The sequence below is a fragment of the Streptomyces sp. NBC_01268 genome (assembly GCF_036240795.1).
GTDB lineage: Bacteria > Actinomycetota > Actinomycetes > Streptomycetales > Streptomycetaceae > Streptomyces.
In genome coordinates, this window is record NZ_CP108454.1 from 3,576,953 (window position 1) to 3,602,242 (window position 25,290).

General features: G+C 71.5%; 25 protein-coding genes. 8 read left to right on the plus strand and 17 right to left on the minus strand.

All coding sequences use genetic code 11. The features are described from left to right. Positions 1–25 precede the first annotated feature (25 nt). Positions 26–694, plus strand: a complete 669-nt coding sequence (locus OG309_RS15725; protein WP_329421453.1) for a pyridoxine/pyridoxamine 5'-phosphate oxidase — start codon at positions 26–28, stop codon at positions 692–694. A gap of 7 nt (positions 695–701) precedes the next feature. Here OG309_RS15725 and OG309_RS15730 read toward each other — a convergent pair whose 3' ends face one another. From OG309_RS15730 to OG309_RS15745, 4 genes are all read right to left on the minus strand, one after another. Continuing rightward, entirely contained in the window at positions 702–2,573 is a 1,872-nt protein-coding gene (locus OG309_RS15730) for an AMP-dependent synthetase/ligase (RefSeq protein ID WP_329421455.1), read from the minus strand. 203 nt (positions 2,574–2,776) lie between these two features. Then, a complete protein-coding gene (locus OG309_RS15735) occupies positions 2,777–3,568 on the minus strand; it encodes an ABC transporter permease (protein ID WP_329421457.1) in 792 nt (263 codons plus the stop codon). A gap of 113 nt (positions 3,569–3,681) precedes the next feature. Beyond that, a complete protein-coding gene (locus OG309_RS15740; protein ID WP_329421459.1) occupies positions 3,682–4,653 on the minus strand; it encodes an ATP-binding cassette domain-containing protein in 972 nt (323 codons plus the stop codon). A 49-nt stretch (positions 4,654–4,702) separates the two neighbouring features. Next, positions 4,703–5,374, minus strand: a complete 672-nt coding sequence (locus OG309_RS15745; protein WP_329421460.1) for a DUF4097 family beta strand repeat-containing protein — start codon at positions 5,372–5,374, stop codon at positions 4,703–4,705. Positions 5,375–5,624: 250 nt separating this feature from the next. Between OG309_RS15745 and OG309_RS15750 the strand changes: the two genes are divergently transcribed. After that, the gene (locus tag OG309_RS15750) at positions 5,625–6,431 is read left to right on the plus strand and encodes a GbsR/MarR family transcriptional regulator (protein WP_329421461.1); all 807 of its coding nucleotides are present in this window, start codon (positions 5,625–5,627) and stop codon (positions 6,429–6,431) included. Positions 6,432–6,512: 81 nt separating this feature from the next. Here the strand turns inward: OG309_RS15750 and OG309_RS15755 are convergent, their stop codons facing one another. Together OG309_RS15755 and OG309_RS15760 are read right to left on the minus strand one after the other, a co-directional pair. Further along, entirely contained in the window at positions 6,513–7,802 is a 1,290-nt protein-coding gene (locus tag OG309_RS15755) for a dicarboxylate/amino acid:cation symporter (protein ID WP_329428341.1), read from the minus strand. Between the two features lie 464 nt (positions 7,803–8,266). Beyond that, positions 8,267–8,533 (minus strand): DUF4229 domain-containing protein, encoded by a 267-nt coding sequence (locus tag OG309_RS15760; protein WP_329421463.1) that lies wholly within the window; start codon positions 8,531–8,533, stop codon positions 8,267–8,269. Between the two features lie 236 nt (positions 8,534–8,769). Between OG309_RS15760 and OG309_RS15765 the strand changes: the two genes are divergently transcribed. Beyond that, on the plus strand, positions 8,770–9,309 hold the full coding sequence (locus tag OG309_RS15765) for a GNAT family N-acetyltransferase (protein WP_329421464.1): 540 nt from the start codon (positions 8,770–8,772) through the stop codon (positions 9,307–9,309). 12 nt (positions 9,310–9,321) lie between these two features. On the opposite strand, the gene mqnE is transcribed toward OG309_RS15765, so the two are convergent. Beyond that, a complete protein-coding gene (gene mqnE, locus OG309_RS15770) occupies positions 9,322–10,485 on the minus strand; it encodes an aminofutalosine synthase MqnE (protein WP_329421465.1) in 1,164 nt (387 codons plus the stop codon). 87 nt (positions 10,486–10,572) lie between these two features. Then, the gene (locus OG309_RS15775; RefSeq protein ID WP_132915199.1) at positions 10,573–11,028 is read right to left on the minus strand and encodes an Lrp/AsnC family transcriptional regulator; all 456 of its coding nucleotides are present in this window, start codon (positions 11,026–11,028) and stop codon (positions 10,573–10,575) included. A 113-nt stretch (positions 11,029–11,141) separates the two neighbouring features. Here OG309_RS15775 and OG309_RS15780 point away from each other — a divergent pair, with 113 nt between their 5' ends. Further along, a complete protein-coding gene (locus OG309_RS15780; protein WP_329421466.1) occupies positions 11,142–11,279 on the plus strand; it encodes a hypothetical protein in 138 nt (45 codons plus the stop codon). On the opposite strand, the gene OG309_RS15785 is transcribed toward OG309_RS15780, so the two are convergent. The 3 genes from OG309_RS15785 to OG309_RS15795 are packed head-to-tail and all read right to left on the minus strand — an operon-like array spanning position 11,276 to position 14,334. Beyond that, positions 11,276–11,953 (minus strand): UbiX family flavin prenyltransferase, encoded by a 678-nt coding sequence (locus OG309_RS15785; RefSeq protein ID WP_329428343.1) that lies wholly within the window; start codon positions 11,951–11,953, stop codon positions 11,276–11,278. The genes OG309_RS15780 and OG309_RS15785 overlap by 4 nt on opposite strands. A gap of 30 nt (positions 11,954–11,983) precedes the next feature. Then, positions 11,984–12,886, minus strand: a complete 903-nt coding sequence (gene mqnP, locus OG309_RS15790; RefSeq protein ID WP_329421468.1) for a menaquinone biosynthesis prenyltransferase MqnP — start codon at positions 12,884–12,886, stop codon at positions 11,984–11,986. Then, entirely contained in the window at positions 12,883–14,334 is a 1,452-nt protein-coding gene (locus tag OG309_RS15795) for a menaquinone biosynthesis decarboxylase (RefSeq protein WP_329421469.1), read from the minus strand. The genes mqnP and OG309_RS15795 overlap by 4 nt, the downstream gene beginning before the upstream one ends. A 90-nt stretch (positions 14,335–14,424) precedes the next feature. Here OG309_RS15795 and OG309_RS15800 point away from each other — a divergent pair, with 90 nt between their 5' ends. Both OG309_RS15800 and OG309_RS15805 read left to right on the plus strand, forming a co-directional pair. Further along, a complete protein-coding gene (locus OG309_RS15800; RefSeq protein WP_329421471.1) occupies positions 14,425–14,811 on the plus strand; it encodes a PLD nuclease N-terminal domain-containing protein in 387 nt (128 codons plus the stop codon). Further along, the gene (locus tag OG309_RS15805) at positions 14,811–15,701 is read left to right on the plus strand and encodes a LysR family transcriptional regulator (protein WP_329421472.1); all 891 of its coding nucleotides are present in this window, start codon (positions 14,811–14,813) and stop codon (positions 15,699–15,701) included. Before OG309_RS15800 ends, OG309_RS15805 begins: the two co-directional genes overlap by 1 nt. Here OG309_RS15805 and OG309_RS15810 read toward each other — a convergent pair. Further along, on the minus strand, positions 15,598–16,527 hold the full coding sequence (locus tag OG309_RS15810; RefSeq protein WP_329421474.1) for a DMT family transporter: 930 nt from the start codon (positions 16,525–16,527) through the stop codon (positions 15,598–15,600). The two genes, OG309_RS15805 and OG309_RS15810, sit on opposite strands and share 104 nt — an antisense overlap. A 317-nt stretch (positions 16,528–16,844) precedes the next feature. Here OG309_RS15810 and OG309_RS15815 point away from each other — a divergent pair, with 317 nt between their 5' ends. After that, positions 16,845–18,911 carry a hypothetical protein gene (locus OG309_RS15815; protein WP_329421476.1) on the plus strand — a complete coding sequence of 689 codons (2,067 nt, stop codon included), beginning with the start codon at positions 16,845–16,847 and terminating at the stop codon, positions 18,909–18,911. A gap of 4 nt (positions 18,912–18,915) precedes the next feature. Beyond that, positions 18,916–20,448 (plus strand): hypothetical protein, encoded by a 1,533-nt coding sequence (locus OG309_RS15820; RefSeq protein WP_329421477.1) that lies wholly within the window; start codon positions 18,916–18,918, stop codon positions 20,446–20,448. A gap of 15 nt (positions 20,449–20,463) precedes the next feature. On the opposite strand, the gene OG309_RS15825 is transcribed toward OG309_RS15820, so the two are convergent. From OG309_RS15825 to OG309_RS15845, 5 genes are read right to left on the minus strand one after another with little or no spacing between them, the layout of a single operon-like run. Further along, positions 20,464–20,994: an SRPBCC domain-containing protein gene (locus OG309_RS15825; RefSeq protein WP_329421479.1), complete on the minus strand. Its 531-nt coding sequence runs from the start codon at positions 20,992–20,994 to the stop codon at positions 20,464–20,466. A 59-nt stretch (positions 20,995–21,053) separates the two neighbouring features. Beyond that, positions 21,054–22,106 carry a c-type cytochrome biogenesis protein CcsB gene (gene ccsB / locus OG309_RS15830; RefSeq protein WP_329428345.1) on the minus strand — a complete coding sequence of 351 codons (1,053 nt, stop codon included), beginning with the start codon at positions 22,104–22,106 and terminating at the stop codon, positions 21,054–21,056. A 41-nt stretch (positions 22,107–22,147) separates the two neighbouring features. Beyond that, a complete protein-coding gene (gene resB / locus OG309_RS15835; RefSeq protein WP_329421480.1) occupies positions 22,148–23,848 on the minus strand; it encodes a cytochrome c biogenesis protein ResB in 1,701 nt (566 codons plus the stop codon). Between the two features lie 11 nt (positions 23,849–23,859). Next, positions 23,860–24,597 carry a cytochrome c biogenesis CcdA family protein gene (locus tag OG309_RS15840; RefSeq protein ID WP_329421482.1) on the minus strand — a complete coding sequence of 246 codons (738 nt, stop codon included), beginning with the start codon at positions 24,595–24,597 and terminating at the stop codon, positions 23,860–23,862. 10 nt (positions 24,598–24,607) lie between these two features. Then, a complete protein-coding gene (locus tag OG309_RS15845) occupies positions 24,608–25,213 on the minus strand; it encodes a TlpA family protein disulfide reductase (RefSeq protein ID WP_329421484.1) in 606 nt (201 codons plus the stop codon). Positions 25,214–25,290 lie beyond the last annotated feature (77 nt).

Consider the following 25,290-nt stretch of genomic DNA (forward strand, 5'->3'; position numbering starts at 1 on the left):
CCCGCGGGGCCTCATGATGGGCGGCATGAACACGAGCCAGTCGCCCTTCATCGAGGCCCTGCGGTCATCCCGGGTCTGGGACACCGAGCTGCCCGCCTTCGACCCCGACGCCGCGCCCGCCGAGCCGCTCCCGCTCTTCCACGAGTGGTTCGTCTCCGCCGTGGCGGCCAAGGCCGTGGAGCCGCACACCATGGCGCTCGCGAGCGTCGACGCGGACGGGCGGCCGGACGTGCGGATCGTGATGCTGCACGACGCCGACGGGCGCGGCTGGCACTTCGCCTCGCACGCGGGCAGCGCCAAGGGCCGTCAGCTCGCCGCGCGGCCCGAGGCGGCGCTCACCTTCTACTGGCCGGTCCAGGGCCGCCAGGTCCGGGTCCGGGGCCGGGTCTCCACCGGGACGCCCGAGGAGGCGTACGCCGACCTCCACGCCCGCACCCCCGGCGCTCTCGCCTCCGCCCTCGTGGGGCACCAGAGCGAGGTGCTGGACTCGACGCGGACCCTCGCCGAGGCGAGCGCCGCCGCCTGGGAGCGGGCCGTGCGGGAGCCGGAGGCCGAGGCGCCGAGCTGGACGCTGTACGTGGTCGAGCCGTCCGCGGTGGAGTTCTTCCAGGGCGACGAGCGACGGCGGCACGTCCGGCTCCGGTACCGGCGGGCGGCGGGCGGCGGCTGGGAGCGGGAGCTGCTCTGGCCCTGACGGGGACTCAGCCCTCGTACATCTCGTCGATCTCCCGGCCGAAGTCCCTCAGGACCGCCCCCCGCTTCAGTTTCAGGGACGGCGTCAGGTGTCCGCCCGCCTGTGTCCACTCCCTCGTCAGGATCCGGAACGCGCGGATCGACTCGGCGCGCGACACCAGCCGGTTGGCCTCGTCGACGGCGCGCTGGACGAGGGCGGTCAGCTCCTCGTCGCGGGCCAGCTCCCACAGGGCGAGGTGGTCCTTGTGCCGCATGTGCCGCCAGTGGAGCAGCCCGTCGTGGTCGAGGGTGATGAGCGCGGTGACGTACGGGCGGCCGTCGCCCAGGACCATGCACTGGGCGACGAGGGGGTGGGCGCGCAGCCAGTCCTCCAGCGGGGCGGGGGCGACGTTCTTGCCGGCGGAGGTGACGATGATGTCCTTCTTGCGGCCGGTGATGCGCAGATGGCCCTCGTCGTCGAGGGCGCCCAGGTCGCCGGTGGGGAACCAGCCCTCGTCGGTGTACGGCAGGGCGACCCCGCGCTGGGCGTCCCAGTAGCCGGCGAAGACGTGGCCGCCCTTGAGCCAGACCTCGCCGTCGTCGGCGATCCGCACGGCCGTGCCGGGCAGCGGGCGGCCCACGGTGCCGGGGCGGGGTCCGCCGAGCGGGGTGACGGTGGTGGCGGCGGTGGTCTCCGTCAGGCCGTACCCCTCGTAGACCTCGATGCCCGCCCCGGCGAAGAACTCGGCGAGCCGGGCGCCGAGCGCCGAGCCGCCGGAGATGACGTGCCGGACGCGCCCGCCGAGCGCGGCCCTGATGCGCCGGTAGACGAGCGGCTCGTAGAGGGCGCGGGCGGCGCGCAGACCCAGCGAGGGGCGGGGGTCGTGGCCGTAGCGTTCGGCGACGCGGGCGGCTCGGTCGAAGGCCGCGACGCGGCCCGCGCGTTCGGCGGTGGCGCGGGCGGTGTGGAAGACCTTCTCCAGGACGTACGGGATGGCGAGGAGGAAGGTCGGCCGGAAGGTGGCCAGGTCGGCGAGGAGTTCGTCGCTCTCGACGGACGGGGTGTGCCCGACCTTCACCCGGGCGCGGACGCAGCCGATGGCGACCATGCGGCCGAAGACGTGGGAGAGCGGGAGGAAGAGGAGGGTGGAGGCCGGTTCGTCGCTGAGCGCCTTGAAGACGGGGTGGAGCATGCCGACGGCGTTGTCGACCTCGGTGAGGAAGTTGCCGTGGGTGAGGGCGCAGCCCTTGGGGCGGCCGGTGGTACCCGAGGTGTAGACGAGGGTGGCGAGGGTCTCGGGGGTGAGCAGCCCGCGGCGGGCGGTGACGGCCTCGTCGGGGACGTGCGCGCCGGCCTTGCGCAGCTGGTCGACGGCGCCGGTGTCGAGCACCCAGAGCTGTCCCAGCGAGGGCAGTTGGCGCCGCTCGGCGGAGACCATCCGCGCCTGGTCCGGGTCCTCGACGACGCAGGCGGCGGCGCCGGAGTCCTGGAGGATCCAGCGGGTCTGGTACGCGGAGGAGGTGGGGTGGAGCGGGACGGTGATGAGTCCAGCCGCCCAGGCCGCGAAGTCGATGAGGGTCCACTCGTAGCGGGTGCGGGCCATCAGGGCGAGCCGGTCGCCGGGCCGCAGCCCCTGGGCGATGAGCCCCTTGGCGACGGAGTGCACCTCGGCCGCGAACGTGGCGGCGGTGACGTCGGCCCAGCCTCCGTCGGGCCGTCTGCGGGCGAAGAGCACGGCCGTCGGTTCCTCCCGGGCGGTGCCGTACGGGAGGTCGGCGAGCGAGCCGCGCCGTACGGGCGGGACGAGCGCGGGTACGGACGCCTCGCGCACGGTCCCGTCGACGCGGACCAGCGAGGGCGGTGCCGTGCTGCGGAAGACCGGCGACTCGGAGACGGGCACGTGCGGCTCCTCGGGGCGTCGAGAACCGGACAGTAACCTTACTTTCGAGTAAATCTAGGGCGCCGCAAGGGATTTGGACAGATCCGCGCGCACGCCGTTCGACCCCGGAACGCCGAAAGGGCGGCGTGCTCCGGCGTGTTGCCGGGGTACGCCGCCCTGGGGCGGGGCGCGGCGGTGACGCGATGCCGTCACGCCGGCGCCGTCTACCGGGGGTCCTGGCTGAACTTGGACGTCGACCAGAAGTAGCCGAGGACCGCCAGGCCGACGCACCAGGCCACCGCGAGCCAGCCGTCGGAGCCGATCTCGGTGCCGAGGAGCAGGCCGCGCAGGGTCTCGATGGCCGGGGTGAAGGGCTGGTACTCGGCGATCGGCTGGAACCAGCCGGGCATCGACTCGACCGGCGTGAACGCGCTGGACAGCAGCGGCAGCAGGATCAGCGGCATCGCGTTGTTGCTGGCGGCCTCGGCGTTCGGGCTGACCAGGCCCATGCCGACCGCGATCCAAGTGAGCGCCAGGGAGAAGAGCACGAGCAGTCCGAAGGCGGCCAGCCACTCCAGGGCGCCGGCGCCGGTGGAGCGGAAGCCGATGGCCACGGCGACGGCGCCGACCAGGACCACGCTGGCGACCGACTGCAGCACGCTGCCGACGACGTGTCCGACGAGCACCGACGGGCGGTGGATCGCCATCGTGCGGAAGCGGGCGATGATGCCCTCGGTCATGTCGTTGGAGACCGAGACGGCGGTCCCGATCGTGGTGCTGCCGATGGTCATCAGGAGCAGGCCCGGGACGATGTACGCGATGTACGCCGAGCGGTCCGGGACGCCGCCGCCGAGGCCCGCGCTCATCGTGTCGCCGAAGATGTAGACGAACAGCAGCAGGAGCATGATCGGGGTGAGCAGCAGGTTCAGCGTCAGCGACGGGTAGCGGCGCGCGTGGAGCAGGTTGCGGCGCAGCATCGTGGCCGAGTCGCGCACGGCGAGGGAGAGGGAGCTCATCGGACGTCCTCCTTGGACGGAACGGGGCGGGACGGAACGGGGCGGAGCGGGGGCGTAGCCGGAACGGGCCGGAGGGGACGGGCCGGGACGGGCCCGGTCGACCGGCCGGCCGGTCAGGCGGAGCGGTCGCTCTGGGCCGGCAGCGTGGCGCCGGGGCCGGTCAGGGCGAAGAACACGTCGTCCAGGTCCGGGGTGTGCACGGTCAGTTCGGCGGCCTCGACGCCGGCCGAGTCCAGCCGGTCGAGCAGGACGCGCAGGGCGCGCTGGCTGCCGTCGCTGGGCGCCTGGAGGGTGAGCGACTCGTCGTCGGGCAGGACCTCGCCGAGGGCGAGGGCGGCGGCCCGGTAGGCGGCCGGGTCGGTGAAGCGCAGCCTGACGTGTCCGCCGGGGACGATCCGCTTCAGCTCCTCGGCGGTGCCCTCGGCCGCGATCCGGCCGTCGTTGAGGACGGCGATGCGGTCGGCGAGCTGGTCGGCCTCCTCCAGGTACTGGGTGGTGAGGAAGACGGTCACGCCGTCGGCGACGAGGCCGCGGATGATCTGCCACATGGTGTGCCGGGAGCGCGGGTCGAGGCCGGTGGTCGGCTCGTCGAGGAAGATGATCCGCGGGCCGCCGACCAGCGTCATCGCGATGTCCAGCCGCCGCTTCATGCCGCCGGAGTAGGTGGAGGCGGGCTTCTTCGCCGCCCCGGTGAGGTCGAAGCGCTCCAGGAGCTCCGCGGCGATCCGCCGGCCCTCGCGCTTGGGGAGGTGGTGCAGGTCGGCCATGAGGAGCATGTTCTCCTCGCCGGTGATCAGGCCGTCGACGGCGGAGAACTGCCCGGTGACGCCGATCGAGGCGCGGACCTTCTGGGGGTCGGACGCCAGGTCGTGGCCGCCGATCCGGACGGTGCCGGTGCCCGCGTCGGCGGAGATGAGGGTGGAGAGGATCTTCACGGCGGTGGTCTTGCCGGCCCCGTTCGGGCCGAGCAGGGAGAAGACCGTGCCTTCGGGGACGGCCAGGTCGACGCCGTCGAGGACCAGCTTGTCCCCGTAGGACTTGCGCAGCCCGTGCGCCGCGATGGCCAGGTCGGTGGTGCCGGTCATGAGGGGTGCTCCTTCACGCTGCCGGGGAGGGGGTGGATGCCGGGGGTCGTCAGAGGCTGCGGGCGGTGATGTCGCCGTACGCGGTGGTGGCGCGGATGTTCAGCTCGGCGGCGGCGCCCTCGGAGTTGCGGAGCGCGTTGTCGACGCGGCCGTAGGCCGTGCCGGCGTCGAGGGTGGCGGAGACCCCGCGGGCGGCGCCGATCTCGATGTCGCCCTTCTCGGTGCGGAGTTCGACCGCGCCGCGCAGGGCCTCGGCGACCTTGATGTCGCCCTGCCTGGTGCGGAGCTCGGCCGGGCCGCCGAGCCGGCCGACCGTGATGTGCCCGTCCTGGACGCCGATCCGGGCGCTCGCGGCCTCGTCCAGCGTGACCGGGCCCTGCGCGGTCTCGAGGACGACGTCCCCGAGCGGTCCGGCGCCGTGCAGCTCGCCCGCGGCGACCTTGGCCTCGACGCGGGAGCCCGCCGGGAGCTGGACCGTCACCTCGACCTCGCCGGAGCTGCCGAGGACCTTGTGCTCGGCCTCGGGGGCCGCGATCCGCAGTACGCCGTCGGCGAAGACGACCTCGATCCGCTCGGCGGCCTTCACGTCGCGGCCCTTGGCGGCGTTCGCGGGGCGGACCTCGACGGTGGCGTCCCCGCGGTCGGCGGCGACGAGCCGGACGCGGCCGGCGGGGATGTTCAGGACGGTGGTGACGGGGGTGGTGGTGGCGAAGTTCTGCATGACGTTCTCCTGTGGCTCTGCGGCTTGCCGTCGGCGTTTCCGACATCGGAAAAGCTACGTTGCGTTCGAGATCCCATCAACACCTTCGTTGCATGGAAATGCGGTCTTCGCAGGTCAAAGCATTAAAATCGTTGCAACAGAGATGGATTTAACGCAACGTCAGCCGCGCCTGACGTTGCAATGAGAGTGGAGTGAACGCTATGCTGACCACATCAGGCAGCAGGAAAAGGGCACACAGAGGGAGAACGCGATGCCGGGAGGCAGACTCACCCAGCAGGAACGTCAGCAGATCGCGCTGGGACTGGGCGACGGCCTCGCCTACGCGGAGATCGCCAGGCGGCTCGACCGCCCCACCTCGACCATCACGCGCGAGGTCATGCGCAACGGCGGCCCCACCTCCTACCGCGCCGACCTCGCCCAGCGCGCCACCGAGCGCCGCACCCATCAGCGCCGGCAGACCACGCCCAAGGGGCGCGGGGCGGCGCCGCAGACCCACGGGCGCGACCCCGAGGCCGTGCGGGAGTACGAGGAGACGTTCACGACCCTGCTCATGGCGCAGGGCCTGCCGAAGATGATGGCCCGGGTCCTGATGGCCCTCTACACCAGCGACTCGGGCAGCCTCACCGCGTCCGAGCTCGCCCAGCACCTCCAGGTCAGCCCGGCGTCCGTCTCCAAGGCCATCACCTTCCTCGACGGCCAGGGGCTCGTCCGCCGGGAGCGCGACGAACGCCGCCGCGAGCGCTACACCGCCGACAACGACGTCTGGTACCACGGCACGATCGCCGGCGCCCGGGCCAACCTGCAGCTCGCCGAGACGGCGCGGCAGGGCATCGGCATCCTCGGCCCCGACACCCCGGCCGCCGCCCGTCTGGAGACCATCGCCCGCTTCGTCGACTTCATCGGCGAGAGCCTGATGCGCGCCGCCGAGCAGGCCCGCGACATCCTCTACTCACAGCCGGGAACGGGCCCGGCCACGGGCGAGGACCTGGGCGCGGCCCCGGACGCGTCCGGGGCGCGGGCGGACGGGGAGCCCGGCACCGGCTCCGAGCGCGCGTAGCCGGACGGCGACGGAGAAGCCGTGAGGCCCGTGCCCCCCTCCTCGGGGGCACGGGCCTCACGCATGCGGTACGGCGTGGCGTCAGGCCGCGACCGCGACCTTCGGCTCGGGCGCGCCGGCGTCGACCAGGTCGTCGACCGGGGAGGCCGAGGCCGACTCGTACGCGGCGAGGTCGAGGATCTTCTCGCGGGAGGCCACGAGGACCGGGACCAGGGCCTGGCCGGCGACGTTGGTGGCCGTGCGCATCATGTCCAGGATCGGGTCGATGGCCATCAGGAGGCCGACGCCCTCCAGCGGCAGGCCGAGGGTGGAGAGGGTCAGGGTCAGCATGACCGTCGCACCGGTGAGGCCGGCGGTGGCCGCCGAGCCGATGACCGAGACGAACGCGATCAGCAGGTACTCCTTGACGCCCAGCTGCACGTCGAAGATCTGCGCGATGAAGATCGCGGCGAGCGCCGGGTAGATCGCGGCGCAGCCGTCCATCTTCGTGGTGGCGCCGAACGGCACGGAGAAGGAGGCGTACTCCTTCGGGACGCCGAGGCGCTCGGTGACGCGCTGGGTGACCGGCATGGTGCCGACCGAGGAGCGGGAGACGAAGGCCAGCTGGATGGCGGGCCAGGCGCCCTTGTAGAACTGCAGCGGGTTCAGCTTGGCGACGGTCGCGAGGAGCAGCGGGTAGACGCCGAACAGGACCAGGGCGCAGCCGATGTAGACGTCGGCGGTGAACGTGGCGTACTTGCCGAGCAGGTCCCAGCCGTAGTTCACGATGGCCTTGCCGATGAGGCCGGCGGTGCCGATCGGGGCGAGCCGGATGACCCACCACAGGGCCTTCTGCAGCAGCTCCAGGATCGACTCGGAGAGCGAGAGGATCGGCTGGGCCTTGTCGCCCAGCTTCAGGGCGGCGATGCCGGCGACGGCGGCCATGAAGACGATCTGGAGGACGTTCAGCTCGGTGAACGGCGTGATGACGTCCGTCGGGATGATGCCGGTCAGGAAGTCGATCCAGCTGCCCTGGTGCTCGGGCAGCTTGCCGTCCTTCGGCGTGAGGCCGGTGCCGGCGCCGGGGTCGGTCAGCAGGCCGATCGCGAGGCCGATGCCGACCGCGATCAGCGAGGTGATCATGAACCAGATCAGCGTCTGGGCGGCCAGCCGGGCCGCGTTGTTCACCTTGCGGAGGTTGGTGATCGACACCAGGATCGCGAAGAAGACGAGCGGGGCGACGGCCAGCTTGAGCAGCTGGACGAAGATGCCGCCGACCTGGGTCAGGGTCTCCTTCAGCCAGCCGATGTCCTGACTGCGGGCGAGCCAGCCGAGCAGGACGCCGATGACGAGGCCGGCGACGATCTGGGCCCAGAACGGGACCTTGGGCATGCGGGACTTCGCCACGGGCGCGGACGAGGACGCGGACACGGACACGGACACACTCCAGCGGTGCGTATCGGGAAATACGGGACGGGGGTGCGGCACCCGCGCGCGAAGCGCGGACCGCTGCATGATGCCGGGATCGGACCTAGCGGCAACAGACCGCGGACAGACCGGGGGTCCCCCCTGAACGAGCGCAGCCGAGTGATCGGGGGAGGCACAGATCGACGCGCAGGCGCGCCACGAGCGGGGTGCCCGCGGCATGGAGGAGGCGCACTGCTGTCTTCATGCCGAACACGTTAACACTTGAACTTTGAGATCCTCAAAGGGGTTCTTTGGGGGCAGGGATCGCCGTAGCGCCTTCGAAACGCAGAAAACCCCTGACGGGAGCCTTCGAAGCTCCCGCCAGGGGCGGAGATGTGAAGTGGCTTACGCGGCCTTTACGCCACGCGGACCGAGACCGATCGGGCAGCTCAGGCCGCGTCCTCGGCGGAGCGGTTCGCCTCGAGCCGGCCCTTGGCGCGGTCGACCTTCTCGACGATCTGGACGCTCATCGCGTCCCGCTCCTTGCGCAGCAGCACGAAGCTGAGCGGCGCGGAGATGACCACCGAGAGCAGCAGGACCCACAGCAGGTTGGAGTCGCCGAGGCCGCGCGGCAGCACGCCGACGTAGACCAGGCCCCACAGCGCGAGGAAGCTGCCGGCGAAGATGCCGAGGCGCATCAGGGTGTAGCGGAGCATGTCTGTTCCCTCCCATACCGGACGAGCGTCCCTCCAGTGAAGCACGGGGAGGGACGCCCGCCGGGACCGGGGTCTCGTCGCGGGTCCCGGCGGGCGCCCGCCGCGGATCCAGGACCCGGCCGGCGGAGCTCGCCCCGCCGGGCCCGACCGTCTTGTCGAGGAAGGCCCGCGGGAGGAAGGCGTCCGAGGGCCGGAACTCCTTGAGCACCCCATCGAGTAAGGGATAGATTCACGCCATGACCCTTACCTTTGAGCTGGATCCGCCCGTCGGCCCCGCGCTGCGCGACGGCGTGCTCGACCTCTGGGCGGACGTGTCCAACGCGGGCGGTGCCGTCGGCTTCGTACCGCCCGTCACCCGCGAGGAGATCCGGCCCGCGCTGCTCACCCACCTGGTGGGGATGGCCCGGGGCACGACCCGGCTGCTCGTCGGCCGCGAGGACGACGGCGCCGGCGAGGTCGCCGCCACCGCCTTCTTCACGTACAACAGCCACCCCCTGATGACGCACTGGGTGTGGCTGTACACGGTGATGGTGCACCCCCGGCACCAGGGCAAGGGGTACGGGCTGGAGCTGATGGCCGCGGTCGAGCGCGCGGCGCGGACCGCCGAGGGCTTCGAGCGGATCGAGGCCGTCCGGCTCACCTGCCGGGGCGGCACCGGCGTCGACGCCTTCTACGCGCGGGCCGGCTACAAGGAGGTCGGCCGCGTCCCGGCCGCCGTCCGGGTGTCCCCGGGCGACGACCGCGACGAGATCGTCATGCTGCTGCCGCTCACCTAGGAGCGCGGCGGTTCAGAAGCGCATCAGCTGCGGGGTCTCGCGCCGCTCCGCGTCCGGGCCCGGGTACTCGCGGATGATCTCGTAGCGCGTGTTGCGCTCGACCGGCCTGAAACCGGCGTCCCGGATGAGCTCCAGCAGGTCCTCGCGGCCCAGCTTGTTCGGGGTGCCGTAGTTGTCGGCGTCGTGCGTGATCTTGTACTCGACGACCGAGCCGTCCATGTCGTCCGCGCCGTGCTGGAGCGCCAGCTGCGCGGTCTGGACGCCGTGCATCACCCAGAAGACCTTGACGTGCGGGACGTTGTCGAAGAGCAGGCGCGAGACGGCGAAGGTCTTCAGGGCCTCGGCCCCGGTGGCCATCGTGGTGCGGGCCTGCAGCTTGTTGCGGACCTTGCCGTCCTTCATGTCCACGAAGTCGTGCTGGTAGCGCAGCGGGATGAAGACCTGGAAGCCGCCGGTCTCGTCCTGCAGCTCCCGCAGCCGCAGCACGTGGTCCACGCGGTGGCGCGGCTCCTCGATGTGCCCGTACAGCATCGTGGCCGGGGTCTTCAGGCCCTTCTCGTGCGCGAGCCGGTGGATCCGGGACCAGTCCTCCCAGTGGGTGGCGTGGTCCACGATGTGCTGCCGGACCTCCCAGTCGAAGATCTCGGCGCCGCCGCCGGTCAGGGACTCCAGACCGGCCTCGATCAGCTCGTCGAGGATCTCGGAGGCCGACAGGCCCGAGATGGTCTCGAAGTGGTGGATCTCGGTGGCGGTGAAGGCCTTGAGCGAGACGTTCGGCAGCGCCTTCTTCAGCTCGGAGAGCGAGCGCGGGTAGTAGCGCCAGGGCAGGTTGGGGTGCAGCCCGTTGACGATGTGCAGCTCGGTGAGGTTCTCGTTCTCCATCGCCTTCGCGAGGCGCACGGCCTCCTCGATGCGCATGGTGTACGCGTCCTTCTCACCCGGCTTGCGCTGGAAGGAGCAGTAGGCGCAGGAGGCGGTGCACACGTTCGTCATGTTCAGATGACGGTTCACGTTGAAGTGCACCACGTCGCCGTTCTTGCGGGTCCGGACCTCGTGGGCCAGTCCGCCGAGCCAGGCGAGGTCGTCCGATCCGTACAGGGCGACGCCGTCCTCACGGCTCAGCCGCTCACCGGCGAGGACCTTCTGCTCCAGCTCCCGCTTGAGCCCCGCGTCCATACGGATGCCTCCTCTTTCTCCGAAACCAGGCCTGCCCACCGTACTCCCCCGCCTTTCGGGCGGGACGGTCCCCCATGCCGCTTCGCGTCAGCCCTCTTCGGGCAGGTCCCCGACCCGGTTCTCCCACTTCGTGGAGAGCACGATCGTCGTACGGGTCCGCGACACGCCCTTGGTCCCGCTGAGCCGGCGGATCGTCTTCTCCAGGCCGTCCACGTCGTCGGAGCGGACCTTGAGCATGAAGGAGTCGTCGCCGGCGATGAACCAGCAGTCCTCGATCTCGGCGAGGTCCTTCAGCCGACGGGCCACGTCCTCGTGGTCGGCGGCGTCGGAGAGGGAGATGCCGATGAGGGCGGTGACGCCGAGCCCGAGCGAGGCGGCGTCGACGGTGGCGCGGTAACCGGTGATGACACCGGCCGCCTCAAGTCGGTTGATGCGGTCGGTGACGGAGGGGCCGGAGAGCCCGACGAGCCGGCCGAGCTCGGCGTACGAGGCCCTGCCGTTCTCGCGCAGAGCCTGGATGAGCTGCCTGTCCACGGCGTCCATAGGTATGAAGCCTTCCATTGTCCAGCGATACCGCGAGTTTAGGTATAGAATCTAAGGTACACAGGGGCGACACCCTGTGAATCTTTCAGCAGATCAAAGACGATCTTTCAGGAGTGGTGTTCACCGTGTACACGATCGAGATGGCCTACGCCCGTATGCGCGAGCTGCAGGAAATGGCCAACCGCTCGCGTGCCCACCAGTCGACCCCCGCCTCGAAGCGCGCCGCGAAGAAGCGCGCCAAGAAGCGCTAATCAGCGGGGCGGAGGGCTCCACCGAGCTCTCCCTCCCAACGGCGGTACAGCACGTGCGGCACGCCTGCCGCGTCGAGCACCCGCCCGGCGACGAAGTCCACCAGATCCTGGATGTGCGTCGCCCCCGCGTAGAACGCCGGAGAGGCGGGCAGCACCACTGCGCCCGCCTCGTCCAGCGCCACCATGTGCTTGAGGGTCTGTCCGTTCAGCGGGGTCTCCCGCACCGCGACGACCAGCGGGCGCCGCTCCTTGAGCGTCACGCTCGCCACCCGCTGCAGCAGGTCCTTCGACAGCCCGAGCGCGACCCCCGCCACCGCGGCCGTCGACGCCGGCACGATCAGCATCCCCTTCACGGCGTACGAGCCGGAGGACGGCCCGGCGGCCAGGTCCCCGGCCGCCCAGTACCGCACGTCGTCCAGGCCACCGGACACGTCGAAGGTGCCCGGCTTCCCGTCGGCCCCCCGCGCCAGCCACGTCGCCAGGTCCTCGCGCCAGTGCGCGTCCCGGAAGGCGATCCCCGTCTCGTCGAGCAGTGTCAGCCGCGAGGCCCGCGACACGACCAGATCGACGCTCTCCCCCGCCGCGAGCAGCCCTCGCAGCACGGCGGCGGCATAGGGCGTCCCCGACGCCCCCGACACCCCGACGACCCACGGACGACGCTGCTCCTCGTTCACCTGCTCCACGCCGACGAGCCTATCCGGCCCCTACAGGGACAGCCCGCGCACCAGCAGGTCCAGCAGCGCGCACAGGAACAGGCAGACGCCGATGAAGCCGTTCGTGGTGAAGAACGCCCGGTTCAGCCGCGACAGGTCGTGCGGCTTCACGATCGAGTGCTCGTAGCAGAAGGCCGCCGCCACGATCACCAGGCCGGCCCAGAAGAAGACGCCGGCGTCCGTCGCCAGCGCGTACCAGACCAGCAGGCCCGTGGTCACCACGGCCGAGACGCGGGCGCCCCACAGGGCGGCGGGGATGCCGAAGCGGGCCGGGACGGACATCACGCCGTGCGCGCGGTCCGCCTGCACGTCCTGGCAGGCGAAGATCAGGTCGAAGCCGCCGATCCAGATGCCGACCGCGAGGCCCAGGATCACCGCCTCCCAGGACCACTCGCCGCTGACCGCGAGCCAGGCCCCGATGGGCCCGATCGCCTGGGCGAGGCCCAGGATCGCGTGCGGGAAGTTGGTGAACCGCTTGCCGTACGGATAGACCACCATCGGGATCACGGCGAGCGGCGCGAGCGCCAGGCAGAGCGGGTTGAGCAGGGCCGCGGCGCCGAGGAAGACGACGACGGCGACACCGGCTCCGGTCCACGCCGAGCGCACCGAGACCGCGCCCGTGACCAGCTCGCGGTTGGCGGTGCGCGGGTTACGGGCGTCGATCTCGCGGTCGATGATCCGGTTGCAGGCCATCGCGAAGGTGCGCAGCCCGACCATGCAGACCGTCACCAGGAACAGGGTCCACCAGTGGATCTCCTGGTCCAGCCGGTACATCGCGGTCAGCGAGGCGATGTACGCGAAGGGCAGCGCGAAGACCGAGTGCTCGATCATCACCAGGCGCAGGAAGGCCTTCGTCCGTCCCGGCTGCGCGCCGGGCACCGCGGCCGTGGTCACAGCCCGTACTCCTTCCAGCGGCGGTCCACCAGGGCCGCCGTCGCCGGGTCCGACTCGACCATGTCGGGCCAGCCGCCGTCGCGCGTGTAGCCCTCCTCGGGCCACTTCTTCGTCGCGTCGATGCCGGCCTTGCCGCCCCAGAACTGCTGGTAGGAGGCGTGGTCCAGGTGGTCGACCGGGCCCTCGACGACCGTGAGGTCGCGGGCGTAGTCGGTGTTCCCGAGGGCCCGCCAGGACACCTCGTGGAGGTCGTGGACGTCGCAGTCGGAGTCCACGACGACGATCAGCTTGGTCAGCGACATCATGTGCGCGCCCCAGATGGCGTGCATGACCTTCTGCGCGTGCTTCGGGTACTTCTTGTCGATCGAGACGATGGCGCAGTTGTGGAAGCCGCCCGACTCCGGCAGGTGGTAGTCGACGATGTCCGGGACGATGATCTTCAGGAGCGGCAGGAAGAACCGCTCGGTCGCCCGGCCCAGCGGGCCGTCCTCGGTCGGCGGGCGGCCGACCACGATCGACTGGAGCAGCGGGCGCTTGCGCATGGTGATGCAGTCGATCTTCAGCGCGGGGAACGGCTCCTGCGGCGTGTAGAAGCCGGTGTGGTCGCCGAACGGGCCCTCGGGCAGCGTCTCGCCCGGCTCCAGCCAGCCCTCGATCACGACCTCCGCCTGCGCGGGGACCTGGAGCGGGACGGTCTTGCAGTCGACCATCTCGATCCGCTTGCCCTGCACGAAGCCGGCGAAGAGGTACTCGTCGATGTCGCCCGGCAGCGGTGCCGTCGAGGCGTAGGTGACGGCCGGCGGGCAGCCGAAGGCGATGGCGACCGGCAGCCGCTCGCCGCGCTTCGCGGCGACCGCGTAGTGGTTGCGGCTGTCCTTGTGGATCTGCCAGTGCATGCCGATGGTGCGCTTGTCGTGCCGCTGGAGTCGGTAGAGGCCGAGGTTGCGGATCCCGGTCTCGGGGTGCTTGGTGTGGGTCAGGCCCAGGTTGAAGAATGAGCCGCCGTCCTTGGGCCAGGTGAACAGCGCCGGCAGCAGGTCGAGGTCGACGTCGTCGCCGGTCAGGACCACCTCCTGCACGGGGGCGTCCTTCACCTTCTTCGGCGGCACGTGCACCATCGAACCCAGCTTCCCGAAGGCCTCGCGGACCCCGACGAAGCCGTGCGGGAGCTCGGGCTTGAGCAGCCCGCCGATCTTCTCGGAGATCTCCTCGTAGGACGTGAGGCCCAGCGCCTTGAGCAGCCGGCGGTCCGTCCCGAAGACGTTCATCGCGAGCGGCATGGCGGAGCCCTTCACGTTCTCGAAGAGCAGCGCCGGGCCTCCCGCCTTGTTCACGCGGTCGACGATCTCCCCGACCTCCAGGTACGGGTCGACTTCGGCCTTGATGCGCTTGAGGTCGCCCTCGCGCTCCAGCGCCCTGAGCAGCGAGCGGAGATCGTCGTAAGCCATACGGGCAAGTATCGGTCACCGGCTAGGCTGGCCGTGTCACCGGGGCCGTCGAAACGCGCTCCCGCCGCTGCTTCCAGGGGGCTGTCCCACATGCTCAGGGCGTTGATGTACATCCTGCCGCTGGCGCTGACGATCTACGCGTTCATCGACTGCCTCAACACCCCCGAGGAAGAGACCAAGCACCTGCCCAAGGTGGTCTGGGTCATCATCATCCTGCTCTTCTGGATCGTCGGCCCGATCGTCTGGTTCGCCGCCGGCAAGCAGCGCCGGGCCGCGGCCCGCGGCGGCGCGGGCGGTGCCGGGGGCTGGGTCGCCCCCGACGACAACCCCGAGTTCCTGAAGTCGCTCCGCGAGGAGTCCGGGCCCGCGGGGAAGCCGGCGAACGACGAGACCCTCCTCAAGGACTGGGAGGCCGACCTGCGCCGCCGCGAGGAGGAGCTGAAGCGCCGCGAGCGCGGCGAGGAGACCGAGGGCTGATGGAGCTGCGGCTGCTGGTCACCTTCGAGAAGGTGGCCACCGTCCTCTCCTTCACGCGGGCGGCGGCGGAACTGGCGTACGCGCAGTCCAGCGTGACCGCCCAGATCCGCGCCCTGGAGTCCTCCCTCGGGGCCGAGCTCTTCGAACGCCTCGGCTCCCGCATCCGCCTCACCGAGGCAGGCACCCGTCTCCTCCCGTACGCCCGGCAGATCATCGAGCTCGCCGACGAGGCCCGGGCCGCGGTCACGGCGACCGGCGAGCCGGCCGGCACGATCGCCGTCGGCACCATGGAGTCGCTCACCTCCTACCGGCTGCCGCCGCTCCTGGAGCTCTTCCACCACCGCTACCCGCAGGTGCGGCTGACCCTGCGCCCGACGCTCGGCGACGCGACCCGGCGGGCGCTGCGGGAGGGCACGTACGACCTGGGGCTGCTGATGGAGCCGGAGACCCGGCACGAGGGCCTGGAGAGCGAGGTGCTCGGCGAGGAACCGCTGGTCCTGGTCGCGGCGCCGGGCCATCCGCTGGCCGGCCGGACCGGTCTGACGACGGCGGACCTGGCGGCGGCTCCCCTGGTGGGCACGGAACCGGGCTGCGCGTACCGCGACCTGTTCGAGGCCGAGCTGGCCCCCCACTCCCCCTCCTTCCTGGAGTTCGGCACCATCGAGGCGAGCAAGCGGGGCGTGGCCGCGGGCCTCGGCGTCGCGCTGCTGCCCCGGATCACCGTCGGTGAGGAGCTGGCGTCCGGGGCGCTGACGGCGCTCGACTGGGAGCCGCCGTTCACGCTGTTCACGCAGATCGCGTGGCGGCAGGGCAAGCGCCTTCCGCCGCACGTGCGCCTGTTCGTGGAGCGGACCCGCCGCCTGTTCCACGAGGCGCCCGGTTCACCCTGAGGGCGGCCAGCACGATCAGGGGCACGCCCACCGCCTGCACGAGCCCGATGTGGTGCCCGTACACGAGCCAGTCGACGAGCATCGCGACGGCGGGGTAGGTGAAGGCGAGCACCGCGATCCGGGCGGTGGGCAGCTTGGCGTACGCCGCGTACATGAGCACGTACATCACCCCGGTGTGCAGGAGCCCCAGCCCGGCGAGCCAGCCCCACCCGCCGCCGAGGCGGGCGGCCTCGCCGAGGTCGGCGAAGGGCAGCAGCAGCGGGATGCCGACGGCGACCTGGACGAGCGCGACGAGGTGCGGCCGGACGCCGCTGATCCGCTTGGTGACGACGGTGGACAGCGCGTAGAGCACGGCGGCTCCCAGGGCGAACCCGAGCCCCTTGACCGAGGCGGTGTCCCCCGGCCGCACCCCCGACACGAGCACGAGCCCCGCGAAGGCGACCCCGAGCCACCCCAGCTTGGCCCCGCTGATCCGCTCCCGCAGGACGACGGCGCCGAGCAGCACCAGGAAGAACGGCTGGGTGTGGTAGACGACGGTGGCGAACGAGATCGACGTGGCCTCGTACGCCTCGAACAGCAGCACCCAGTTGAAGACGATCATCGCTCCACCGAGCGCGGCCAGCCCCACCTTCCCCGGCGTGAACCCGTGCCCGGTGAAGAGCCCCCGCACCCAGCTGTACACCCCGAGCGCGACCGCCCCGAACACGCACCGGAAGAACACCACGGTGAACGGCGACGCCCCCGACTCGACGACGAAGACGCCGAGGGTGCCGGAAAGCACCATGGCGAGGGTCAGTTCGACGGTTCCCCTGGTCTCGTTTCTCATGCCCCCGACGCTACGAACGCGGGGCCGGGGCGGTCCACGAGCCAGTGGGGGGTCCTGGCGATGGGCCCATCGCGCAAGCCGATGGCTGCCCCGGCCGCCGCCGGGGAAGGCTTCCCCCATGGATCCCGAGGCCGATTCGCCTGCCTGTCCGCGGGCGCGGCCGGACGCCGCCGCCCCGGTCGGGGGGGCGGCGGCACGGCTGCCCCGGGCCCCGGGGGAAAAGCGGGTCGCAAACTCTGCCCTCTTCCCAACACCCGGTCGATATCCTGGACTTGAGGATGTGACGGGGCACGTCTGGTGGGATGCGGGGGTGACGGGTGGACAGAGTCCTCTACGGTCGCGAGGCGGTGTTCCACGACACGGGACTCGCGGCGCGGCTCATCGGGCTCCGCGGCCAGGATTTCGCGCGGGTCGCGTTCGAGCACGGCGAGGATCCGCCGGTGGTCGTCTTCACGGGCGGGCGCGGCATGGGCAAGTCCGCCCTGCTCAAACAGCTCCGCAACACCTACAAGGGCGCCACCCCGCTCGCGCTGATCGACTGCGACCGGATCGAGCCGCCCGCCGACCACGGGCCCGGCTGGACCGAGCTCACGGGCGCGCTCGCCGAGCTCGCCGTCCAGCTGTCGCCGCGGGTGACCGGGGCGAAGTCCGTGCAGTTCCCGCGGCTCTCGCTCGGTCTGGTCGCGGTCGCCTCCATCAGCTGGACCCAGGAGGACGAGGAGCGGGCCCAGCGCGACCTCCAGCGGCTCGGCCCGGTCCTGTCGACCGTCGACGCCACCAAGGGCGCCGCCACCAACTGGGTCACCAAGGTCCTCACCAAGCTGGCCGCCACCTTCGCCGACGCCGCCGCACCGCTGGCCGGGCTGCTCGCCGAGGCCACCGTGGAGACGGTCCTGGAGGAGGTGTTCGGCCGCTTCCACCAGAAGTCCGAGAACTGGTACGGGAGTTACCGCAACGCCGGCGGCCGCGGCAAGGCCGGCCTCCAGCAGCTCGCCATCGACTTCGAGGCGGCCGGGCGGCGCCGCCAGGAGGCCGAGGACTTCCTCGTCGGCGCGCTCGTCGAGGACCTGGGCCAGGCGTACAAGGGCCTGACCCGGGTCGGCACCCGCCGCGGGCGGCCCGTCCTGCTCCTCGACAACGCCCACGGCGACCTCGGCCGCCGGCTCGTCGAACCGGTCCTGCGCGCCCGCCACGACGGCCGCCGCGACAAGGTGGTCGTCTTCGCCACCTCCCGGGTCAGCCGGCACGAGGGCATGCGCCACGCCCGCCGCCTGCGGCTGCCCGAGACCACCCACCGGGCGCCCTGCGAGCGCGGCGGCGACGTCACCTCCGGCATCCTCGCCGTCGAGCTGACCCCGCTGTCCGCCGCCCAGACCCAGGCCGCCTTCGACCGCCTCGACCCCTCCGGGCTGACCCCCGCCGAACTGGCCCGCGGCGTGCACCGGCTGACCGGCGGCCGCCCGCTGGGCGTGACGCTGCTCGGGCAGGCCGCCGCCGAGACGCCGCGCGCCGAACGGCCCGCGCTCACCCCCGGCGCCCTCCTCGACCGCGACGTGGAACTCCGCGAGGACGCCCACCCGGTGCCCGTCGCCCCGGCCCTGCTCGCCGCGCTCCTCCCGCAGCCGCGCCTGGAGCCCTTCACCGTGCTGGCCGCCGCCCACGACGAGGGGTCGGCCCGGCTGCTCGCCCGCACCCGGCTGCACACCGAGTCCCGCGACGGCGACATGGCGCTGCGGGTCCGCGACCAACTGCGCGCCGAGGACTGGCCGGAGGGCCCCGAGCACTTCGTCGCCGACCCGCTGCTACGCGCCCTGCTGCTGCACCGGCTGCGCTTCGCCGACGGCGACCACCCGCGCCACGCGGCCTGGCGCGCGGTCCACGAGACCCTGCACCGGCACTACGACCAGGACGCCTTCCGCCCGTACCGGCTCCATCACGAGCTCGCCCTCGGGCGGGCCGAGGACGCCGTCGCCCATCTGCGGAGCACCTTCCACGAGCTCGACGTGGTGGGCTGGCTGGGCCGGCTGCGGTTCATCGCCTCCGCCCCGTACCCGCGGGTCGCCGGCCGCACCGGCCCCGATCCGCGCCGTGACGCCGCGCTCGGCCGGCAGGCGCCGGACCGGCTGCCCGCCGGGCTGGACGCGGAGGCGACCGAACTCCACCTGTCCGTACGGCGCCTGCTGCACGCCGTATGGCTGCTCACCGATCCGCTCGCCCTGCCCGACGACGACGTCACCGAGAAGCTGGCGCACGAGCTGCGCCAGCTGTCCGGGCGCCATCTGACCGGCAACAGCCCGTTGTGGGACGCGGCCACCCACTGGCCGAGGGACATTCACGCCTGGCGGCGCCTGTCGCTGCCGCCGGGCCGCGAGGACGGAGTCTGAGGCCATGGCCAACCGGCTGCGCAACCGTTACCTCTACACCCCGAGACAGAAGCTGTTCGCCGGCCTGATCGCCCTGGTCGTCCTCGGCGTGCCGCTGTTCTACGGGATCCGGGCCTGGGTCACTCCGGAGGACCGTTCCTGCGCGACGGGCGTGGAGCGCCCCCAGGGCTCCACCGAGTGCATCGGCGTCAACGGCGACGGCTACGCCTTCGGCGTCGACGGCCTGACCGAGGTCGCCGGGCTCATCCAGCGCGAGAACGCCACGCTGCGGCCCGACACGTACGCCACCGTCGCCGTCCTCCTCCCGCTGACCTCGCCCGACCCGGGCATGCGGGTCAAGGTCCTGCACGAGCTGCAGGGCGCCTACGCCCGCCAGTACCGGGCCAACCACGAGTCCAACAGCGAGACCCCGAAGATCCGGCTGGTCCTCGCCAACACCGGCAAGGGCAACGCCCACTGGCAGAGCACCGTGGAGCAGCTGAAGGGCATGACCGACGGTCCCGCCCGGCTGCGCGCGGTCACCGGCGTCGCCACCTCCTCCACCGAGATACGCCAGGCGGTGGCGGCTCTGACCGGCGCCGGCATCGCCGTCGTCGGCACCACCATCACCGCCGACGACATCGCCAACGGGCCCGGCCACAACACGTACCCCGGCCTCGCCCGGGTCTCCCCGACCAACAGCGACGAGGCGAAGGCCCTCGCCCACTTCGGCAAGGTGAACGCCGCCAAGGCCCTCCTCGTCCAGGACACCCGCAACGGCGACCACTACACCGACACCCTGAAGGCGGCGTTCTCCGCCTCCCTCAAGGGCGCCCCCTACGAGCCGCAGCTGTTCACCTCGCCGCCGGACCCGACCGAGGAGGGCACCACCGCCAACACCTTCCGGCAGATCACCCACCTCATCTGCGACACCCGCGCCGAGACGGTCTTCTTCGCCGGCCGCCACACCCAGCTGCGCCAGTTCATCAACGCGCTGGGCTCCCGCGGCTGCACCGAGCGCCCGTTCACCATCCTCACCGGCGACGAGGGCTCCTACCTGGGCAACGACACCCAGCTGAACCGGGCCGCCCTCAAGGCGCGGCTGACCGTCCGCTACGCCTCGCTCGCCCACCCCGACGCCTGGCGCCCCGCCCCCGGCCGGCCGGTCCCGGCGACGGGCGGTTCGACGATCGCGTACGACACCTTCGTCGGCGACATCGCCCGCGCCGCCAAGAAGCCGGTGGCGCTCGCCGACGGGCAGGCGATCGTCGCCTACGACGCGATGGCGACGGCCGTCCACGCGATCCGCCAGGCCACCCCGGACAAGGCCGCGTACCCGGAGCTCGCGGACGTCCCGGTGCAGTGGCCGCAGGTGAAGGGCTCCCTGCGGGTGCAGGGCGCGAGCGGCTGGATCTGCCTGGACAACTTCGGCAACCCGTACAACAAGGCCGTCCCGATCGTCGAGCTCGCCCAGGACGGCACCCAGCGCTTCGTCGCGATCGCCTGGCCGGAGGGCAGGCCCCCGGCGGAGAGCTGCCTGCCGCCCGCCAAGGGGTGACGCCCCGGACGCGCCCTACGGCTCCCACCGGGGCCAGGGCGCGTCGTCCCGCCCGTACAGCTCGCGCAGCTCCCGCCAGCGCTCGGGCGCCCAGTCCCGCCAGTCCGTGGGGTGTCCGTCCAGGGCGCGGGCGAGGCGTTCCAGGTGCTCGTGCCAGCCGGCCAGCATGTCCAGCTTCCCGGCGCGCGTCCCGCGGAACTCGGCCGTGAAACGCAGCACGGTCGACCCGCCGCCGTCCGGACCGCGTTCCAGGTGGAACCGGATCCGGCCGTGCGGCGGGCCGACCGTGTACTCGGCCACGTTGTCGGGGTCCCAGGCGGTCACCCGGCCCGAGACGACCGTGTCGCTGTTCAGCCAGCGGAGCGTGACGTGCCCGTCGAGCCGCGGCTCCAGGGGGTCGGCCGCGCAGAGCCACTGCGGCAGACCCTCCGGCGAGGCGACGGCCGCCCACACCAGGGGCATCGGGTGCGGGAGTCCGGCCGTGAACCGCAGCAGATGCGTGTCGCCGTCGTGGGTCTCGCTCCTGCCCCGGGGAATCTCGCTCATACCTCCAGCGTGACCCCGGGGCCCTTCCCCCGCTAGCGCGGGAGCGGCTCGGCGCCGGCTCAGACGCCCGCGTAGGAGTGCTTGCTGCTCACGAAGATGTTGACGCCGTAGTAGTTGAAGAGGAAGCAGCCGAAGGCGATGAGCGCGATGTACGCGGCCTTGCGGCCCTTCCAGCCGGCCGTGGCCCGGGCGTGCAGGTAGGCGGCGTAGCCGACCCAGGTGATGAAGGCCCAGACCTCCTTGGCGTCCCAGCCCCAGTAGCGGCCCCACGCGTCGCCGGCCCAGATCGCGCCCGCGATGATCGTGAAGGTCCACAGCGGGAAGGTCGCCGCGTTGACCCGGTACGCGAACTTGTCCAGGGTCGCCGCCGAGGGCAGCCGCTCCATCACCGAGGTGGTGAAGGCGCTGGGCTTGCCGCCGCCGGCCAGCCTGTTCTCGTACGAGTCGCGCAGCAGGTACGCCACGGTGCCGACGGCGCCGAGGAAGAGCACCGAGCCGCAGATGATCGCGGTCGAGACGTGGATCCACATCCAGTACGAGTGCAGCGCGGGGACGAGCTGGTCGCTGGAGGTGTAGAGCACGGTCGTGGCGACACCGAGGTCCAGCAGGACGACCGTCACCAGCGGCAGGCCGATCCAGCGGACGTTCTTCTTCGCCAGGAGGAAGCCGAGGAACGCGCCGACCGCCACCGTGGAGAAGGTGGTGGAGAACTCGTACATGTTGCCCCAGGGGGCACGCTGCACGGCCAGGGCGCGGACGACGACGCTGGTCGCCTGGATCGCGAAGGCGAGGACGGTCAGCGAGATCGCCATCCGGCCGTAGAGGTCGCCCTTGACGGTGCCGCCGGCCGCGCCGGGGCCGTCCGGGACGTCCCGCGCGCCGGCCGCCGAGCGGACGACGACCTTCGGGCGGTCGAGGACGGCGGTGCCGCCCGCCGCGGACGTGACGGTGACCGACGGGGCCGCCCCGGCCGCCTCGGGACCGGTCAGCGCGGCGGCCGTGCGGGCCACCTTGCTGCGGCTGCCGAGCACCCACTCGGCGATGTAGAGCAGGAAGGCCAGGGTGTAGACGGCCATCGAGGAGTAGATGAGCGTGTTGCTCATCTGCGCCATGCTCTCGTTGGTCGTGGCGGCGAGGGTCGTGGCGGCGAGATTCACTTCTCAGCCCCTTCGGCAGGTTCTTCCGCGGATTCGGCGGATTCTTCGGAGGGTGGTTCCGGCGCGGTCGGCGCCTCGGTGTTGAGCGTGACCGCGAGCTCGGCCAGCTCCTCGGGCAGCTTGGCGGACTCGCTCCGGCCAAGGCCTGCCATCTCGACGACGGTGACGCCGTCCTCTCCCCGTACGGCCCGGACCCAGACCCGGCGGCGCTGGATGAACAGCGAGCCGCTGAGTCCGGCGATCGCGGCGACCGCCCCGGCGAGGGCGAGGCCGTTGCCGGGCTGCTGGGTGACGGAGAAGCTGGCCCACTCCTTGATCTCCTTCTCGAAGGTGATCGAGCCCGCTCCGTCGGGCAGTGTCATGGTCTCGCCGGGCAGCAGCCGGTTCGCGCTGCCCGTGCCTCCCTGGACCTTGAACTGCTTCATCTTGGAGGTGTCCAGCTGGTACACGTTCTGCGGCAGACCGGAGTTCACGCGCAGGTCGCCGTGGTAGCCGGTGACAGCCATCACGGGGAAGTCCAGGGCCGGGAACTGGGAGAACATCTGGCCCTTGCCGGCGCCGGCGAAGGTCGGCACGAAGAAGGCGTTGAAACCGAGCTGCTCCTTCTTGCCGTTCTTGTCGCGGTAGCCGTCCATCACCTTGATCGCGCCGGTGGAGGTGATGTTGTTGTCGAAGGGCAGCAGCGGGACGGCGCCGTGGTAGACGACCTTGCCGCGGCCGTCCTTGACGGTGACGACGGGCGCGTACCCGTGGGCGATCAGGAAGACCTTGGCGTCGCCGACCTTCAGCGGCTCGTTGACGCGGATGATCGCCTTCTTCTCGGGCTTGCCGACCTCGGAGTAGCGCACGGCCGCCTCGAAGGTGCGCGGGGTGCCGCGCTGCGGGCCGCTCTTCTCGTACGTGCCGGTGAAGCCGTCCAGGGTGAAGCCGAACGGCTCCAGCTCGTCGGTGCCGAACTGCGAGCCGGACTTGAAGTCGTCGTACTGCGTGAGCGTGTTGGAGAAGCCGTCGCCCTCCACGATCAGCTTGCCGCCCTCGGACTTGAACATCACGCCCCAGGCGAAGGCCACCAGCATCACGATGAGCGCGATGTGGAAGACGAGGTTGCCGGCCTCGCGCAGATAGCCCTTCTCCGCGGCGACGGCGTCGCCCGCGGTGTGGGCGCGGTAGCGGCGGGCCTTGAGCATCGCGAGGGCGGCCTCGCGGACCTGCTCGGGCTCGGCCTCGGTGCGCCAGGTGGTGTACGCGGGCAGGCGGGTGAGCCGCTTGGGGGCGCCCGGCGGGCGGCTGCGGAGCTGGCCGACGAACTGCCAGGTGCGCGGCACGATGCAGCCGATGAGGGAGACGAAGAGCAGGATGTAGATCGCGGAGAACCACACCGAGCTGTAGACGTCGAAGAGCTGCAGCTTCTCGTAGACCGGCGTGAGCGTCTCGTGGGCGTCCTTGAACGCCCGCACCTTCACCTCGTCCGCGCTGGTCTGCGGGATGAGGGAGCCCGGGATCGAGCCGAGCGAGAGCAGGAAGAGGAGGATCAGGGCGACCCGCATGGAGGTCAGCTGGCGCCAGAACCAGCGGACCCAGCCGAACGGGCCGAGGGTGGGGCCGCCGAGGACGGGCTCTTCCCGGGGGGCGGTGGACAGCTGGGCCCCGGCGTCGCCGAGGGACTCCTGCTGCTCCGTCGTTTCGGTCTTGCTCATGTCGAAAACCCTCAGATCCCCACCGTGAAACCGCTGGACCAGCTCTGCATCGTGGACACCATGCTGTCCCACGCGCCTGTGAGAAGCAGGACGCCGGTCAGGATCATCATGCCGCCGCCGATCCGCATCACCCAGGTGTAGTGCTTCTTCACCCAGCCGAACGCGCCGAGCGCCTTGCGGAAGGCGATGGCGGTGAGGATGAAGGGGAGCCCGAGGCCGAGGCAGTACGCGACGGTCAGCAGCGCCCCGCGGCCGGCGCTCGCCTCGTTCGCGGCGAGCGCGGTGACGGAGGCGAGGGTCGGGCCGATGCAGGGCGTCCAGCCGATGCCGAAGAGCGCGCCGAGCAGCGGCGCGCCGACGAGGCCGGTGACGGGCCTCTTGTGGAAGCGGAACTCGCGCTGGGTGAACCAGGGCATGAGGCCGACGAAGAAGACGCCCATGAGGATCATGAGCACGCCGAGGACGGTGGTGAGCGTCCCGCGGTACTCCTGGAGGGTCGAGCCGAAGTAGCCGAACAGCGCGCCGCCGGAGACGAACACGACGGTGAAGCCGAGCACGAACAGCGCCGCCCCGCCCGCCATGCGTCCGCGCCGCGCCTCGGCGAGGTCGGTGCCGGTGACCCCGGTGACGTAGCTCAGGTAACCGGGGACGAGCGGCAGCACGCAGGGCGAGAAGAAGGAGACCAGACCGCCGAGCACGGCGATGGGCAGGGCCAGCAGAAGGGCTCCGCTGAAGACCGTCTCGTTCACGTCGTGCCTCTCACTTCTCCGCGATCAAGGGTTCGATCATGGAGCGGAGCTTGGTCTCGTCGAGCGCCATCAGCGAACGCGCGGCGACCTTGCCGTCCTTGTCGAGGACGACCGTGGACGGGATGGCCTGCGGGTTGAGCGTGCCCTTGGGGAAGCCGCTCACGATGAGCTTGCCGGCCGGGTCGTAGAAGCTCGGGTAGGGCACCCCGTAGTCCTCCTCGAAGGAGAGGGCGGGCTGCTTGTTGGGGTCGCGGGTGTTGATGCCGACGAACTCCACGCCCTTGGCCTTGAGGTCCTTGGCGACCTTGGCGAAGTGCGGTGCCTCGGCCCGGCAGGGCGGGCACCAGGAGCCCCAGACGTTGAGGACGACGACCTTGCCCTTGAGGTCGGCGACGTCGAGCCGCTTGCCTTCGAGCGTTTCGCCCGCGAGCGCGGCGACCGGCTTGCGTTCGCCCTTGGCGACGGTGGAGATACCGCCCGTGTTGGTCACGAAGTTGGTGTCGCCACCACCGCCGGACTTGCCGTTGGTGTCCGAGCTGCAGGCCGAGAGAGCAAGGGCGATCGTCACGGTTCCGACCGCGAGCAGGGTGCGTCGCGAGGCGCGGCTAAGACTCATGTGAAAAGTTTCGCATGGGCGTTTCGCGGATCTTGGGCACCCCCCTACGTGCCCCAGATGCCCCTTGTCAAGATCGC